We start from the raw sequence: 16301 nt of genomic DNA, 5'->3' as shown, positions 1-16301 counted from the left end.
TATAAATCCTTGATATCTTTGATCGAAATCTAGTTACCCGACATAGTCCGGCAGGGTAGATAGTGGCGACTATGTAGAGGACGACATAGGCGCCACAGCTTTGCCACCCATCTTCTGGAAAGCGGAACCGATATCCGTATCATCCAGGTTCTGCTCGGCCACAACAACCTGTCCACTACGGCGCGCTATACGAAGGTCTCCAACGTCCTGATCCGCAGCACGATCAGTCCACTCGACCGGTTGACGCTGGAGGTGGTGCCGCCAGGCTGAGGTTGTCTCGCCATGGTGGCGAGACTAGAGGTGGCGGACATTTTTCGCCGCCACGGGGAACGATATCGTCAAGCACATGACGCTCATCTCGGACGTGTCGAGCGCCGCGTAATGAGCGCGGTGGAGATGTGCCGGACCGCTCGGCTGGGCGGGCATGTCCAGCAATGTCGCGACTGCGATACGATCCGTGTCGCCTATAACTCCTGCCGTAACAGGCATTGCCCGAAGTGTCAGGGGCAGGCAAGCCGCGATTGGCTTGCCGCCCGGCAGGCCGACCTTCTGCCGGTCGGCTATTTCCACGTCGTCTTCACCCTGCCGCAGCAGATCGCCGCAATCGCCTTCCAGAACAAGAGTGCCGTCTACACCATCCTGTTTCGCGCCGTTGCCGAGACATTGCGCAAGCTTGCCGCCGATCCCAGACATCTGGGTGCGGAGATCGGCTTCATTGCGGTGCTGCACTCCTGGGGACAGAACCTCCAGTATCACCCGCATATCCATTGCATCGTGCCGGGCGGCGGCTTGTCATTCGACCAGTCCCGCTGGGTTGCCTGCCGGCAGAGCTTCTTCCTGCCTGTGCGGGTCCTGTCACGTCTGTTCCGGCGGCTGTTTCTCGAACAGTTGAAGCAGGCCTATGATCTGGGTCGCCTTCAGTTCTTCGGCGATATTGCCGGTCTGACCGATCCCACTGCATTCAATCGCATTGTCAAAGAAGCGCGGCGTATCGACTGGGTGGTCTATGCCAAGCCTCCCTTTGCCGGCCCCAGGCAGGTGCTGGCCTATCTCGGGCGCTATACCCATCGCATCGCCATCTCCAATTCCCGCCTCGTCAGCATCGATGGCGATCGCGTTGCCTTCCGATGGAAGGATTATCGAACGGGCGGCAGGCAAAAGGTGATGACGCTCGATGCCCACGAGTTCATCCGCCGTTTCCTGCTTCACACCGTTCCGGACGGCTTTCATCGCATTCGTCATTACGGACTGCTTGCCAATGGCCATCGGCAACTGAAGCTGGATCAATGCCGCAGGTTTCTGGGCGTTCCCACGCCAAAAAGCACGGCTGAAGAGGCAGATATAGAGCCGCTTCCACCTCTGGCGCATCGCTGTCCCTGTTGCGGCGGAGCCATGTCGATCATCGGCGCATGGTCCCCGCTTCAGCCGGTACGCCGGCCAGCATGGAACGACAGTTCATGATCGCACGCGTCACTTCATCCTCGTCACATTTGACGTCGGCAGGCCATGCCGCCGCAACGGTAACGCTTGCCTCCATCACACGCCCGCTTCCCAAAGTGCATCGGCATGAAGACTTTGGCTTCTGCCGCTCAAGAGGCAACGGCATCAACGACACCCCAAGGACCCGACGCAATCCGCCTCCCGACACAGGCAACAGTCGCAAACGGCCTGGAACCCTGCCTCCGACAAACCCCGCTTCGGCGAAATCCCCATAGCGCCAAACAACCCGCGCCTTCGTTCAATCCGGCTTCAATGAGGTCCGATCAGAACCAGGGCAACGCCTTGCGTTCGGACCTCACAGAACCCTCCAGATTCTTCGAGCCCTTCGTGACGACGCGCGGGGCGCACAGCGGCCGCCGGCCTCGTGATCATCGCCGTGTCCTCGACGGCGTCTTCTGGATCGCCCGAACCGGTGTTCAATGGCGGGATCTGCCCGAGTTCTTCGGCAAATGGTCCTCCGTCTACCGCCAGTTCCGGCGATGGACGCTCTCCGGTCTCTGGGATCTGCTACTCGAAGTGCTGAACGACACCGAAGGGGTCGGCGAGACGGTTCAGATGATCGACAGCACCGTCATCCGGGCGCACCACTGCGCCGCCGGCGCAAGGGGGGGACTCAGAGACAGGGTCTCGGGCGCTCGCGAGGTGGGTTTTCGACCAAAATTCATCTCCGCACCAACGGTGCCGGGCTGCCCGTAGCCGTCGACATCGCGCCGGGGCAGGCCTCGGACTACACCGGTGCCTTGCCGCTCCTCGACGCCGACGGGCCAGAGCCGAAAGTCCTTCTGGCCGATCGCGGCTATGATTCCGACCACATCCGAGACGAGATGGAGGCTCGCGGCGTCACACCGATGATTCCGACGCGTCGCAGCCGCAAGGTCCAGATCCCTGTCGACGATCACGTCTATGCCCTGCGAAACAGGATCGAGCGCTGCTTCAACAAGCTGAAGAACTTCCGCCGCCTCGCCACCCGCTACGACAAGACCGCCGAGAGCTACCTCGGCTTCGTCCTCATCGCCGCCGTCAGGCTATGGACGAAGACATTTGTCAACAGGACCTAGTTGAAGCCGAGGGCGATCGCTGATTCACTACCGGATATCGGCGGAGGCTGAATCGATGATGGGTCCCGAGCAGACTGATCAGGCGGCTTTGTTCTACGAGTTCTCGCTCGAGCGGCACGTGCCGGCCTCTCACCTTTTGAGGTCTATCGACCGCTTCGTCGACCTGTCGGGTGTTCGGAGAGAGTTGGCAACATTCTACAGTTCGACGGGCCGGCCATCGATTGATCCTGAACTGCTCGTGCGGATGCTGTTGGTCGGCTACTGCTACGGCATTCGCTCCGAACGCCGATTGTGTGAAGAGGTTCACCTGAACCTCGCTTACCGCTGGTTCTGCCGGCTCGGTCTCGACGGCGAAGTGCCGGATCATTCGACGTTCTCCAAAAACCGGCATGGGCGCTTCCGCGATTGCGATCTGTTGCGCAAGCTGTTCGAGACGGTCGTTCGTCGCTGTGTGTCGGAAGGACTGGTCGATGGTGCCGCCTTTGCGGTCGATGCGAGCCTCATCGCTGCTGACGCCAACAAACAACGCTCGGCCGCAGGAGCCAGCCAGCATGACTGGGAGGCGATGGCCCGGACGCGCCGGTCTGTCCGAGAATATCTCGACACACACGCTGATGCCGCCTGGGGCGCGGCGAGCGAGACGGTGCCGAAGTTCATCTCTCGATCGGATCCGGCCGCGCAATGGACGGGTGCTCACAAAGGGCACGCCTTCTTCGCCTATGCCGACAATTACCTGATCGACCTCAAGGTGGCGATCATCGTCGATGTCGAGGCGACGCGGGCCATCCGACAGGTGGAGGTCGGCGCAGCACGCACGATGATCGACCGCACTGAAGAACGCCTCGGACTGCGCCCCCAGCGTCTGGCCGCCGACAGCGCTTATGGATCAGCAGAGATGCTGGGTTGGCTGGTCAATGAGCGCGAGATCGAGCCACACGTTCCAGTGTTCGACAAATCAGCCCGCAACGATGGGACGTTCGCGCGGGACGACTTCACCTACGATGCTGAGACCGACATCTATCGCTGCCCCGCAGGCAAAAAACTGGCCTCGACAAGGACGTTGGTCAATGATGGTGCAACGCTTCTCTATCGTGCCAGCAAATATGACTGCGACGTCTGCAAGCTTAAGCCAGGGTGCTGTCCGAAGATGCCTTCCCGCAAGGTCCCGCGGTCCATCTACGAGAGAGCCCGAGATGTGGCGCGTAGCGCCGCCAAGACCGAGGCCTACGTGACGTCGCGACGTGAGCGCAAGAAGATCGAGATGCTGTTCGCGCACTTGAAGCGCATTCTGCGTCTGGACCGGCTACGGCTGAGAGGCCCTTACGGCGCTCACGACGAGTTCCTCCTTGCCGCCACCGCCCAGAACCTCCGAAGACTGGCAAAGCTGGTCCCGTCGCCCGCCCCAATGCTTGCCTGAGCCGAGACAAACTAACGCGCCGTTTGGTCACAGAGCCGTCGCGAAGAGTTGCGTCGCCGACTTCTTCAACACAATCGGCCCAAAGCAGACATCCTGCAGCTCTAGATCTGCGGCAGTAAAGACTCGAACTTTGCACGGTTCTAGTCCGCCTCTAAGAGCCTGATTCAAAAGTTCATCCGTAAACACAATACCTTGCGATGCGTCTGGTGAGCATGCGGATGCTAGCGATCTGCGCCCACGCGGTTGCGCTTTCGATGGATTTCTCCCAATCCTTTGCCAGCCTGCGGCATCGGCCGAGCCAAGCAAAGGTTCGTTCGACAACCCAGCGCCGCGGCAGGACCTCGAAGCCTTTGACGGCGTCCGATCGCTTGATGATTTCGACGGTCCAGTTGCCATGGCCCTTGAGCGCCTGCCGCAGCTTGTCGCCCGCGTAGCCACCATCGGCAAAGACATGCCGCAGCCACGGGAAGCGGTGGCGAATGGCCTTCAGCACCATCGGTGCGCCGTCCCTGTCCTGAATGTCGGCGGCGTGAACGATGACAAAGAGCAGCAGTCCCAGCGTATCGGTGACGATGTGGCGCTTGCGCCCCTTGATCTTCTTGCCCGCGTCATAGCCGGAGATTCCGCCGCTTTCCGTGGTTTTCACGCTCTGGCTGTCAATTACGCCCGCCGTCGGGCTGGCTTCCCGCCCCTCCAGATCGCGGGCGCTCATGACGAGGAGATGATTGATCGTCTCGAACAGACCCATGTTGCGCCAAGCGTAAAAGTAGCCCTGAACCGTCGACAGCGGCGGAAAGTCCTTCGGCAACATCCGCCATTGGCAGCCGCCCGTTGCCAGATAGAGAGTCGCATTCATGACCTCGCGCAGATCGGTGGTTCGCCGACGACCTCCGGATTTGGCAGGTGGCAGCAACGGAGCGATGAGCGCCCATTCTCCGTCCGTCAAATCGCTTGGATACCGTCCTCCGGCTCGGCTATGCTCATGGCGAGCGATATCGGTCCAGGCCATTTGATCCTCCATTTGTCTCGACAACAAACGAGAATCACAACCGACTGATATCGCTCAACATCTTTTTAGGCGGGCTCTAATCCATGCGGCTCATACTTGTCCTCCTTGAGCCGCGGAGCCCCACCCCGGGTGGCCCTGGCCCGGGTGGAACTTGGGGTGCTTGGTCGTGATCTCAAAACTCTCGATGATGAATTTGCAACAGTTCACCGGACAACGCATCGACAGCCGAGCACCCGACTAGTGCAAGCGTTGGATGAGACCTTTTCCACGGCAAGGCACCAGAGCAAAACTACCCCACGCTGAACATTGGTCGCAAGGACAGATGGTCCCTTCGAGTTGGAGCACTCTATCTGTATGGTCGCTAAAGCAGCCGCTACGACTGATCTCAGGTAGCGCAGGGTATCTGGCCGTGTAGTATACGACGAGATGCGTTACACGCCTTTAGCTGTGACCGCACGTCATGCCTTTTGATCATTCTCATATTCGTAGGCGTCGCAGAACAGCTTGCCGTTGCGGCCCCAATCCTCCCGCGAAACTTCCGTGAAGATGAAATTGATCGTTTCCGGCTTGCATTTTGCGATCCGCGCGAATTCGCGGGTCAGAACCTCCGCAAGCTCGCGCTTCTGTTCGAGGGTCCGGCCGGGAAACCAGTCTACACGAATGAAAGGCATGTCTGCTCCAAGAGGTTCATGGATTTCTGTTAACGAGCGTTAGTCGACAGGATCGCACAAAATAGGATAGCGAGCTCGATCAGGCCGGCCCGAAGGCGGATGTTGCGGTCACCGCAAATGCTAAAGCGAGCCGCGCTCATGTCGAGCCGATCAGCATGCGATAGCGCAATTGATCGATGACCACGGCTAGGATCAGCAGCCCACCGAGTAGAACCATTTGCAGGTAGGAGCCGATCTGGGCAATGTTCATCCCGTTCTGAACGAGCGCGATGAAGAACGCACCGAGCACGACATTCTCGACGCGACCGATTCCGCCACGCAGCGACACGCCGGCGATGACACAGGCTGCAATCGATTCCAGCGCCATCGAGCCGCCGAGATTGGTTTCTCCAGACTCAACGCGCGCCGTGAGCAACAAACCCGCGAGCGAGGCGAGCACCGCACTGAACACATAGGCCAGGAACAACACCTTCTTGGTGTTGATCGCCGATAGATGCGCGGCTTTGATGTTGCCGCCCACCGCGCAGATCTGCGTGCCGAGCCGGGTCCGATTCATCATCACCCAGGTCGCCGCAATGGCTGTCAGCGCGACGACGACCGGGACCGGCACGCCGACGATACGCCCGAAGCCGAAAATGTTGCCGAAGTCGAGCGGTAGGCGCGACACCGGCACGCCTCCGGTCAGATACAGCGCCAGCCCGGCGCCGACCGATTGCACGCCGAGCGTCATGATGAATGGAGACACGCTGAACTGCGCTATGCCGACGCCGTTGACGCAGCCGATCACCAGCGCGGCACCGATGCCGGCGAGGCTGCCGAGCATGATCACAGCCCACACGTGGCCGGGCATCATCGCCGCCAACGCAACCATGGCGAGGGCGCTGACCACCGAGGTGAGCGCGATGGCGGTGCCGACCGCAAGATCGAAGCCGCCGGTGATCAGCACCACCATCTGCCCGAGCGACACCAGGATCAGATAGACCGACTGCCGTGCCACATTCGTCAGATTACTGACGGTCAGGAAATTACCTGAGACCAGCGAGAACACGATCAGCGCGGCAGCCAGGAAAAACGGCAGCACGCCGACCTTGAGAAACAGGGTCTTCACGGCGTTGATCGCGGATAGGCCGGGCGTCGCAGCGGAGGCGCTATCCACTGCGTCAGGCGCACTCATCGATGGGCTCCCTCGAATCCGTGAAGAAATGCCGAAGCACGACGTCCTCGACGAGGTCGTCTCCCTCGAGTTCGGCCGAAATCCTGCCGTTGGAAAACACCAGCAGCCGATGAGCCAGATGCATCACCTCCGGCAGATCGGACGAGATGATCACCACGGCTTTGCCGGCCTCGGCGAGATCGCGGATCAGCAGATAGAGCTGGCTGCGCGTGCCCATGTCGACGCCGATGGTCGGCTCGTCGAAGATGTAGAGGCGACGGTCCCGGGCGAGCCCCTTGCCGAACAGCACCTTCTGCTGATTGCCGCCGGACAGCGCCGCCACCATCTTCGGCAGCGAACGCGGCGCGAGATCGACGCGCGCGCCGATCGCATCCGCGGCAGCACGCATGCGGCGCGGCGATCGCAGACCAAGCGGCCCGGAAAGGTCGCTGCGATCGAGCAGATCGAGGCGGAGATTGTCGCGCGACGACGCCGACAGCACGAGGCCTTCGGACTTGCGATCCGGCGACAGATAAAACACGCCGCGGCGCAGCAGTTCACGCGTCGGCAGGCCGCTGACGTCATCGCCGAACAAGGCGACGGTTCCGCGCTCCAGCGGCTGCAGGCCGAGGATACTCCGCCACACCCGCGATTTGCCCGAGCCGACCAAGCCGGCGACGCCGAGCACTTCGCCGGCCCGCACATCGATATCGACGCCGTTGACGCCGACGGCGCGAATGCCGCGGAGCGACAGCACGGTCTCGCCATCCGGCTGGCGGCCAATATGCGGATAGACCTTGTCGATCGCGCGGCCCATCATCAGGGTGACGAGCGCGTCTTCCGACGTGAACGGCTGATCGACGGTGGCGATCAGCTTGCCGTCGCGCAGCACGGTGATGCGATCTGCGATCTTGGCGAATTCCTGGATGCGGTGCGAGATATAGATGATGCCGACGCCGCGCTGCCGCGCTTGCCGGATGAATTCGAAAAGCCGCTCGGTCTCGCGCTCCGTCAGCGAGGCGGTCGGCTCGTCCAGGATCAGCACGCGCGCCTTGGCGTGGAGCGCCTTGGCGATCTCGACCATCTGCTGCTGCGCGCGTGACAACCGCGACACCGGCTGGCGGACGTCGATATCGAAGCCGAGCGTGTCGATCAGCTCGCGTGTGGTGCGCTCCATCGCCTTGCGGTCGACCAGCGGCCCGCGCATCAGTTCCTCTCCGAGGTGCACGTTCTCGAACACGGTGAGCGTCGGCACCAGCGAAAGCTCCTGAAACACGGTGCCGATGCCGGCCTTGCGCGCGTCCTGCACCGATCGGAAGTGCACCGCCTCGCCGGCCACGCGCAAGGTGCCGGATGTCGGGCGATACACACCGGACAGGATGGATATGAGCGTCGATTTGCCTGCGCCGTTTTCGCCGAACAGCACATGGACTTCGCCACGTTTGAGCTGGAAATCGACGGCGGACAGGGCTTTGACGCCGGGAAACTCCTTGGAGATTCCCGACATCTCGACCAGAAGCGGTTCGCCCGTGACACTCACGATCATCACCAATCAGTGCCGGTTCAACCGAAGCCGAGCCGGCTGGCCAGTTAGTTCACCTTGAAGACCGGCTTGAAGTCGTCCGGCGGAAGGATGCTGGTGCGGGGGACGCTGTTCACGTTCTGCTGGTCCACGACGAAGATCTTCGGACCGACATGCTTGATGTAGTCTTTCTTCTCCAGGATACGCACGGCCTGATCGATCGCGATACGCCCCTGAATAACCATCGAGTCCGCAGGCGCCGCGAGGATGAAGCCGCGCTTAATGCCTTCATAGACGCCGGGCGTCATATAGAACGCCATCAGATCGACCTTGCCCTGCAGGCCGCGCTCGCGAATGACGCCCTGCGCAGCTTCTGCAGTAACAGCGGTGCCCGCGACATAGCCGATGTCGGGATTAGCCTGCAGCACGTCCTCGACCAGCTTCTGCTGCACCTCCTTGCCGGTGTCACCATATTTGGCGTCGAGGACTTTCAGCGCGGAGCCTTTGACCGCGTCGAGGAAGCCCCTGTTGGCGGCTTCGACCCAACCGGCGCCCGCCGGGCCCGGGAACCAGCCGACCTTTACTTCCTTACTGCCGGCCGGGTGTTTCTTGGCCAGGTACTCGCCGGCCGATTGCCCCATCGTGTAGAACGACACCAGCGACTTGGCGGTGACGTTCGGCGACGAAATGCCGTTGACGACGTCGATGACTGGGATGCCCTTCTTGTTGATCTCGGTCACCAGATTGTTCAGGCCATCGAACGAGATCGCGCCGATCACCACGGCCTGGGCTCCGTTGGCGACGCAGTCCTCGATCTGGGAAATCTGGGTGTTGAGCTCGGTGTAGCCGCCGGCGTTGAGCAGATTCATCGACACGCCGAGCCGCTTGGCCTCGTCGACAACGCCGTAATCGACGCCGAGCCAGTAGGCGTCCTTCATGTGCGGAAACGACACGCAGATCTTCCAAGGTTGGCTGGCCTTCGCCAGCGGCATGTACGAAACCTCTTCCTGTTTGCCGTCTGTGGCAAACGGCGGCTCGGTCTTCATCGCCTTGTAGGGGAACCAATCTTCAGCATGAGCCGCACCAGCGATAAACGCGACGATCGAAGCGGTCAGTAGAGTTGAGCGAAGTGTCATGTTCCGTCCCCCAGTTATGACTTCAAGGTTACACGAAGGCGTTCAAGGCGGACGGCCTCGTCGGCCCGGGCGGCGAGCGCCTGATCCATGTCGACTTTGACGAAGCGGGTGGGCGTGTGCGGCTGCAGTTGGCCGATCAGGTCCATGTCGGCGGCGATCACCGTGCCGACCATGAAGTAACCACCACCGGACACCGCGTCGCGATGAAGGATGATCGGCTCCGTTCCGCCGGGCACCTGGATCGATCCGTACGGGTAGCAGCTATCGACGATGTTCGAGGGATCGGAGCCCGCGCCGAACGGCTGCTCGCGCTCGACGAGGTCGAGCTTGCGGCCGCCCTTGAAGCGATAGCCCATCCGGTCCGCCTCGTTGGCGACCTTCCATTCGTCGGCGAAGAAGGTCTCCTTCGCGGCCTCCGTCAGTCGATGCCAATACAGGCCCGGCAGGACGCGGAGTTCGGCGAGTTTGCCGGGTACGCGCCGCAGGCCTGGATCGACGCTGCGGCCCTCGCTCGCTAGGCTGCCCTCGCCGACCGGCAGTTCGTCGCCCGCCTGGATCGGCCGGCCTTTGTAGCCTCCGAGCGCGCCGATCGGATAGGTCGAGCGGCTTCCGAGCGCCACCGGAACGTCGATGCCGCCGCTGACGGCGATGCAAATGCGCGCGCCGGAGTTGAGGAAGTCGAACGACAGTTTCTGGCCGGCCTTGACCTTGAGCGCCGTCCAGCCGGGCTGGTCGACGCCGTCGATCTTGACCGGCATATCGGCCCCGGTGACGGCCACCAATGCGTCGGCCGTGAACTCGAGCTGCGGGCCCATGAACACGGCTTCAAGACCAGCCGCGCCCTCGTCGTTGCCGACCAGGAGATTGGCGGCGCGCATCGCGTAGCGATCCATCGCGCCGCCGACCGGAATGCCGAGATGAAAGTAACCGGGACGTCCGAGATCCTGAACGGTGGTGGCGAGTCCGTGATGCACGACCTTAATGGCCATTGAGAACGCCCTCCAGCTTGGCGTTGTAGCCGTCAATGTCCTTGGAGAATTCGCGCAGGTCGAAGCTGACGTCGCGAATCGGCGGCGCGAACTGGCCGTTATCGACCTCCTCGACCGCCTGGTCATAGGCCGGGCGGTCGATCGGTTTGAACTTCACGATGTCTCCTGGCCGGAAGAACACCATGAAGTCCCGTAGATAGCTCGTCGTCTGGGTCGGATCGAAGATCGGCATCGGCGTGACGCCGAACATCTGATAGCCGCCGGCGCCGCGCACCGAATAGATGCAGCCGAAGCAGCCGCCGTGGCCGATGGTGAGCTTCGGCGTGTCGGTGCGCGGGCGCAGATATTTCGGCACCTCGATCTGCCGCTGCCGGTCGACCATCTGATACATGAACGGCAGACCGGCGACGAAGCCGACCATTGAGACGAACCACGGCGAACCCGCATGGGCTGCGATGAAATCGTCGACCGTGGCGTGGTGATTGATCCGCGCGGCGTATTCGAGATCGGTACTCGTCGGATCCTGATGGCGCTCGCGGAACCGCATGAGCGTCTCGTGCGTCCACGGATCGTTGTAGAGCACCGGAATTTCGATGATGCGGGTCCGGATCACCGGCTCGGATTTGGCGGCGGCGCCCTCGATCGACTTCACCTCGCGCAGCAGATCGTCGGGCTTGATGATGTCTGGATCGAACTTGACCTGAAACGAGGCGTTGGCCGGACAGATTTCCGTGATGCCCTTGATCTCGCTGTCGCGGATGCCGTTGGTCATCGACAGGCTCTTGAAAAACGCGTCGAGCGACATCTCCTCGCTGCACTCGACGAACAGATGTTCGTCGCCTCCGAACGAATAGCGAATGCCCATCACGCCACCTCGGACTTGGATTGGAGTTGTCGGCTGAATTCGGCCTCGAGCCAGGCTTCGAGAAAGCGCGTATGAAACGCGCCGCGGCGTACGCTGTCGTCGCCGGCGAGCGCCAGATGCAGCGGCACCGTCGTCGGCACGCCGCCGATCTCGAGCTGCTGCAGCGCCCCCTTTAATCGGTCGAGACATGCATCGCGGGTTTCGGCCCAGACGATCAGCTTGCCGAGCAGCGAGTCGTAGAACGGCGGGATCGAATAGCCGGCGTACAGCATCGTATCGAAACGGATGCCTTCGCCTTCGGGGATGCTGAGCCGGCCGATCTGGCCCGGCGCGGGCATGAAGTCGCGAGTCGCGTCCTCGGCATTGATGCGGCACTCGATGGCATGGCCGCGCGGCACGATATCGTTCTGCGTGACCGACAGTCTGGCGCCGCCAGCGACGCGGATCATTTCCTGCACGAGATCGATGCCGGTGATCATCTCGGTGACCGGGTGTTCGACCTGGATACGGGTATTCACCTCGATGAAGTAGAAGTCCTGCGTCTCGTCGTCGTAGAGATATTCGACGGTGCCGGCGCCGCGATATTTCACTTCACGCGCGAGCGCGACGGCGCTGGCGCAGAGCTTCTCGCGCACGCGGGCTGGCAGCAGGAACGCCTGGGCTTCCTCCCACACCTTCTGGCGGCGACGCTGCAGCGAGCATTCGCGCTCGTAGCAATGCACGACGTTCTCGCCATCGCCGAGGATCTGCACCTCGACATGGCGGGCGCGGGAAATGACTTTCTCCAGATACAAGCCGCCGTCACCGAACGCGGCAAGCGCCTCGGCCGACGCCATCGGAAATTGGCTCTCCAACTCGGCCATATTGTTGGCGATGCGGATGCCGCGACCGCCGCCGCCGGCCGCCGCCTTGATCATGATCGGAAAGCCCGTCGTCTCGGCGACCTTCCGCGCAGCTACAATGCCGTCTACACGGCCGTCACTGCCCGGCACCGTCGGCACGCCGGCTTTCTTGGCGACTTCGCGCGCCGCAACTTTATCTCCGAGCAGCCGGATCGCGTCGCCTTTCGGGCCGATGAAAATCATCCCCGCGGCTTCGACCGCATCGGCAAAATCGCCGTTCTCGGAGAGGAAGCCGTAGCCCGGATGAATCGCATCGACGCCGGCGCGCTTGGCCGCGTTGATGACCGCGGGAATGCTGAGATAAGACTTCTTGGCCGCCGGCGGGCCGATGTCGATCGCCTCATCCGCCAGCTTTACGGCGAGCATGTCAGCATCGGCGGCGCTGTGCACCTGGACGGTGCGGATGCCGAGCGCCTTCGCGGCCTTGATGATGCGGACCGCGATCTCACCCCGATTGGCGATGAGCAGCGAACGAATGGTCATTCGTCCACCTCGGCGATCACCTGACCGGCCATCACCGGATCTTCGTTGTCGACGAGAAAACGGAGCGCCTTGCCGTCGACGCCGGCTGCGACCGTGTGAAAGGTCTTCATTACTTCGATCAGGCCGATCGTGTCGGCGCTCGTCACCGTGTCGCCATCCGCCTTGAACGGGGGCTGATCGGGCCCCGAGGACCGATAGAAAGTTCCAGGCATCGGGGCTCGTACTTGCTTGATGCTCATCAGAAGATCCTCAGCTCACACAATGAATGACGGCACGACTACCCGGAGTACTTCGCTGACCGCGACATCCACGCGGCTCGCAACGCGCACGTTTCCCCGCCGGCCACGCCTTGATCGGACGCGAGCTGGCATTGACAGGCGGATCGGGAGGCCTTGGGCGATTTGCCCGGCGCGCGAACCAGCAGCTCACGCAATTTCGATGCGTCAGGCGGCGACGCGGCCCGGAAACCCGACGGGTACGCTTTCATGGCCGACCGGCCGTCACTCGGACTTGTCATCACGATCTCCCATGCTCCGCCTCGTCCCTCGCCGGCCGCCTCGCGCGATGCTGCGCACGAGATCGGCCACCTCGATGCGCGTTCCGTCGATCTCAGGAATGTGCGTATTTCGGTTCGACTCCTTCGACATCGACGTACACGACGTCGTTCTCGACCTTGATTGGGTAGAGTGCGAGTTCTGGGTGAGTCGGATTGACACCCTTTCCCTCCACCACGTTGAACCGCCATAGATGCGCCCGGCAGGTGAGAAAACAGCCGCTCAGCTCACCTTCAACCAGCTCCACCTCCTGATGCGGACACATCGCTTGCGTCGCGACCAGTTGCCCCTTGTCGGTGTGCACCAAAAGGATCTCGGTCTCACCCACCGTGTAGTTCGCCATTTCGCCTTGCCAGAGGTCGTCGAGGGTACAGACGCGTTCGAATGCCATTCTGGTTCCGTTCAGAAGAAACGATCGAAGTGGATGCGCTCGTGCGGAATCTGCTTTTCCATCACCAGCATGCGCAACGTGGCGTCGACCATCGGCGGCGGGCCGGACAGATAGTACTCATGGTCGGCCCAGCCATCCGTGAAGTCGCGACCGAGGACGTCGTGGACGAAGCCGGTCGGGCCATTCCATCGGGGCTCATCGTCCGGATCGGACACGACGACGGTCTGGCGAAGGTCGCCGACTTGCGACGCGAGATCCGAAATCTGCTGCAGGCTCGGCACATCGATCGATCTGCGACCGCCGTAGTAGAACCGCAGGGTTCGCGATTGCATCCGGCCGGACCCGGCAAGACCGCGCGCCACCGACAGCATCTGCGAAAATCCGGCCCCGCCCGCGATGCACACGACGTCGCGGTCGATCTCCGGCCGTGCGAAGGCGGTGCCATAAGGTCCGTCGATGTGGATGTTCGTTCCGATCGGCAGCCGAAACAGCGGATCGGAGAACGCGCCGCCCGGCACGCGCTTGACGATGAATCGCCATTCGCCGCGGTCGTTCGGCACGTTCGCCATCGAGTACACGCGCTTCGGGCCATCGGCTGCGAGCGAAAGCAGCGCGTATTGCCCGGCCAGAAAGGCGGCCGGCGTCTCCGACACGAGAACGAACTCGCTCATGTCGGACGTCAGCGTGGTCTTCTCGGCGAGCTGCGCCTCGAAGCGCCGCGGCGCGTGGCACGGCACATAGGTGGCGTCGGTGCGGATCTTGATGGTGCAGGCGCTACGCGCCGAGACGCGGCAGGCGAGATAGCGCCCGCGGGCACGATCCCGCTCCGTTTCGGCCGGCGCGAGATCCGTCGGCACGACGAGATCGCCCGAGATCAGCTGAAATTTGCAGCTGCCGCAGGCGCCGGCGTTGCATTCGTAGGGAAAGCCCAGCCCGGCCCGCAGAGCGGCGCGGAGCAGTACGTCGTCGGACCCGACGTCGAACCTGCCCCTGCCGTCTGCGATCTCGATCGGAAACACGGCCGCTCCCTCTGCGCTACTAGGCGGCCAGCCCGACGCTTGCCCAATACTGCCGCATATTGGCCAGCGCGGTCTTCTTCGCGGTCGGATTGTCCGGGATGGCGTCGCAATAGGTGCTGATCGCCTTGTCGGCGAGCGGCACCCACTGCTTCTCCCAGTCGTTCAGCACGGTGCTGTTCGACGGCTCCTGCATCGCCATTTCGATCAGCGCCGAGGTCCAACGCTGCGAGCGCGCGCTGTCGCGGAGCTGCGCTTCCGTCAGCAGCGGCAGCAGCGCGTCCTGATTGCGCCGGGCGCCGAGTGCTAGCTGCTTCAGGGCGGCTTCCTCGAGCGCCGGCTTGAAGATCGTGTTCATCACGAAGAAGTTCTGGCCCCAGTCGTAGGTCGCCAGCATCTTCTCGGCGAGTTCGCGGAAGCCCTGCCATTCCGGCGCGGTTTCCCAGTTCTTGCGTTCGTCGCGGGCGAAGCCGGCATCCGGATGAGCATTGGCGAGTTCGCGCGTCCGATAGGCGATGCGCGACAGCCAGCGCAACGCATCGCCGCCCTGGAACATCGCTGCACCCGAAATCGTGCTGGCCGGGGAGATGCTGGCGAGGTAGCCGCAGTTCATCTGGATGGCGTGCAGCGGGTAGCGCAGCGGCGTGTAGAGTTTCGCCAGCACCGGCACCCAGGCCGCCGGCAATGCAGCGTCGTGCTCGTCGCGGGCGAATTGCTCGAGCAGGCCGTCGACGTAAGACTCCTGCCCGTCCTGCTGGATGTTGTAGGTGCGGTATACCGTCTCGTCCGGATCGCGGAAGGCGTTCCAGTCCTTGTGCTTCAGGGGCGAGCCGAACAGGTTCTTGGTGTACCAGTCGCCCATGAAGCCGTCGACGTCCCACGGGTGATCGGGGTCGCGGGTGTGCCACAGCAGATTGGTCGAGACGATTTCGTATTCGCTGGGCCGGCGACGTTGAGCCGCGAGATGGCTCCAGGTCTTGAGCGGACGCAGTTGTGCGACTTCGGGCATGGTGATCCCTCTCGGACTGTTCGGATGTCGGTGTCGGGCGCTACAGCACCTGGGCGTAGTAGAAGCGGATCGAGTCGTCGTTGGTCTCGACCTGCCCCGCGAACGACGGCATGTTGAGTTCGATCTCGTTCATCTGAAACGGACGACCCAGCTTGGACTGGATCGTTTCCCGCCGCAGGATGCACTCGCCCTCGAGTTCGATGCGAATGTACGACGCGCGTGAACTCACCAGGACTTCCTTGCCCGGATTGTCGTCCTGCGCGGCCTCGACGATCGCGTCGGCCATCTCTCCGGCCTGAATGACCGGACCGACCAGATTGCGTGATTTCATTGTCGCCATTGTGGTTGCTCCGCTCTCACGCGAAATAGAACTTCACGCAGTCCATCGGCTCGAGCCCGCTGTCGGACAACTTCATGTCCAACGGGAACGGCGCGTCGGCGCCTTCCTTGCGGGCGTAGATGGTCTTGCCGGGCTGGTCGGCGATGTGAATGCCGACCGCGTTGACGGCCGCCGTCTGGCCGACCTCGGCCATGGTTTGCTCGGTGTCGACGGGGAGCAATTTCAGCACGAAATCACCCTCGAAATTGCAGACTAAAGGAAACAACGCCACGATCGGCCTCCTGTG

Annotated in this window: 16 protein-coding genes and 2 pseudogenes; 4 read left to right on the top strand and 14 right to left on the bottom strand. The window is 62.4% G+C overall.

Going from position 1 to position 16301, the window contains the following annotated elements; all coding sequences use genetic code 11:
* Positions 1-90 precede the first annotated feature (90 nt).
* From J3R73_RS00910 to J3R73_RS00895, 4 genes and pseudogenes are all read left to right on the top strand, one after another.
* Positions 91-270: pseudogene (locus J3R73_RS00910) on the top strand (tyrosine-type recombinase/integrase); the annotation flags it as partial.
* A 12-nt stretch (positions 271-282) separates the two neighbouring features.
* Complete coding sequence (locus tag J3R73_RS00905; protein ID WP_307421580.1) at positions 283-1461, top strand: IS91 family transposase; 1179 nt, start codon at positions 283-285, stop codon at positions 1459-1461.
* Between the two features lie 291 nt (positions 1462-1752).
* Positions 1753-2562 (top strand): annotated as a pseudogene (locus J3R73_RS00900) (IS5 family transposase).
* A gap of 51 nt (positions 2563-2613) precedes the next feature.
* On the top strand, positions 2614-3975 hold the full coding sequence (locus J3R73_RS00895; protein WP_307421579.1) for an IS1182 family transposase: 1362 nt from the start codon (positions 2614-2616) through the stop codon (positions 3973-3975).
* 172 nt (positions 3976-4147) lie between these two features.
* Here the strand turns inward: J3R73_RS00895 and J3R73_RS00890 are convergent, their stop codons facing one another.
* The 14 genes from J3R73_RS00890 to J3R73_RS00825 all read right to left on the bottom strand — a co-directional run bounded on the left by J3R73_RS00890 (position 4148) and on the right by J3R73_RS00825 (position 16286).
* The gene (locus J3R73_RS00890; protein WP_307421578.1) at positions 4148-4984 is read right to left on the bottom strand and encodes an IS5 family transposase; all 837 of its coding nucleotides are present in this window, start codon (positions 4982-4984) and stop codon (positions 4148-4150) included.
* Positions 4985-5442: 458 nt separating this feature from the next.
* A complete protein-coding gene (locus J3R73_RS00885; protein ID WP_307421576.1) occupies positions 5443-5655 on the bottom strand; it encodes a tautomerase family protein in 213 nt (70 codons plus the stop codon).
* A gap of 136 nt (positions 5656-5791) precedes the next feature.
* Positions 5792-6829, bottom strand: a complete 1038-nt coding sequence (locus tag J3R73_RS00880) for an ABC transporter permease (protein ID WP_307421574.1) — start codon at positions 6827-6829, stop codon at positions 5792-5794.
* Positions 6816-8354 carry a sugar ABC transporter ATP-binding protein gene (locus J3R73_RS00875; protein ID WP_307421572.1) on the bottom strand — a complete coding sequence of 513 codons (1539 nt, stop codon included), beginning with the start codon at positions 8352-8354 and terminating at the stop codon, positions 6816-6818. Before J3R73_RS00875 ends, J3R73_RS00880 begins: the two co-directional genes overlap by 14 nt.
* 44 nt (positions 8355-8398) lie before the next feature.
* Positions 8399-9466: a TMAO reductase system periplasmic protein TorT gene (torT, locus tag J3R73_RS00870; RefSeq protein WP_307421570.1), complete on the bottom strand. Its 1068-nt coding sequence runs from the start codon at positions 9464-9466 to the stop codon at positions 8399-8401.
* A gap of 14 nt (positions 9467-9480) precedes the next feature.
* Positions 9481-10455: a 5-oxoprolinase subunit C family protein gene (locus J3R73_RS00865; RefSeq protein WP_307421568.1), complete on the bottom strand. Its 975-nt coding sequence runs from the start codon at positions 10453-10455 to the stop codon at positions 9481-9483.
* Complete coding sequence (locus tag J3R73_RS00860; protein ID WP_307421567.1) at positions 10445-11320, bottom strand: 5-oxoprolinase subunit B family protein; 876 nt, start codon at positions 11318-11320, stop codon at positions 10445-10447. Before J3R73_RS00860 ends, J3R73_RS00865 begins: the two co-directional genes overlap by 11 nt.
* Positions 11320-12705 (bottom strand): acetyl-CoA carboxylase biotin carboxylase subunit, encoded by a 1386-nt coding sequence (locus J3R73_RS00855; protein WP_307421565.1) that lies wholly within the window; start codon positions 12703-12705, stop codon positions 11320-11322. Before J3R73_RS00855 ends, J3R73_RS00860 begins: the two co-directional genes overlap by 1 nt.
* Positions 12702-12944, bottom strand: coding sequence for an acetyl-CoA carboxylase (locus J3R73_RS00850; protein WP_307421563.1), 243 nt, complete (start codon positions 12942-12944; stop codon positions 12702-12704). Before J3R73_RS00850 ends, J3R73_RS00855 begins: the two co-directional genes overlap by 4 nt.
* A 370-nt stretch (positions 12945-13314) precedes the next feature.
* Positions 13315-13650, bottom strand: a complete 336-nt coding sequence (locus J3R73_RS00845; RefSeq protein WP_307421561.1) for a Rieske 2Fe-2S domain-containing protein — start codon at positions 13648-13650, stop codon at positions 13315-13317.
* A gap of 11 nt (positions 13651-13661) precedes the next feature.
* Entirely contained in the window at positions 13662-14669 is a 1008-nt protein-coding gene (locus J3R73_RS00840; protein ID WP_307421559.1) for an FAD-binding oxidoreductase, read from the bottom strand.
* Between the two features lie 19 nt (positions 14670-14688).
* Positions 14689-15675 carry a ferritin family protein gene (locus J3R73_RS00835; protein ID WP_307421557.1) on the bottom strand — a complete coding sequence of 329 codons (987 nt, stop codon included), beginning with the start codon at positions 15673-15675 and terminating at the stop codon, positions 14689-14691.
* 40 nt (positions 15676-15715) lie between these two features.
* Complete coding sequence (locus tag J3R73_RS00830) at positions 15716-16015, bottom strand: MmoB/DmpM family protein (RefSeq protein WP_307421555.1); 300 nt, start codon at positions 16013-16015, stop codon at positions 15716-15718.
* 16 nt (positions 16016-16031) lie between these two features.
* Positions 16032-16286 carry a toluene-4-monooxygenase system B family protein gene (locus tag J3R73_RS00825; protein WP_307421553.1) on the bottom strand — a complete coding sequence of 85 codons (255 nt, stop codon included), beginning with the start codon at positions 16284-16286 and terminating at the stop codon, positions 16032-16034.
* Positions 16287-16301: the final 15 nt, after the last annotated feature.

Source organism: Labrys monachus, from assembly GCF_030814655.1.
In the GTDB taxonomy this organism is placed as follows: domain Bacteria; phylum Pseudomonadota; class Alphaproteobacteria; order Rhizobiales; family Labraceae; genus Labrys; species Labrys monacha.
The sequence above is the reverse complement of the archived record's forward strand: the minus strand, read 5'-3'. Positions and strand labels throughout refer to the sequence as shown.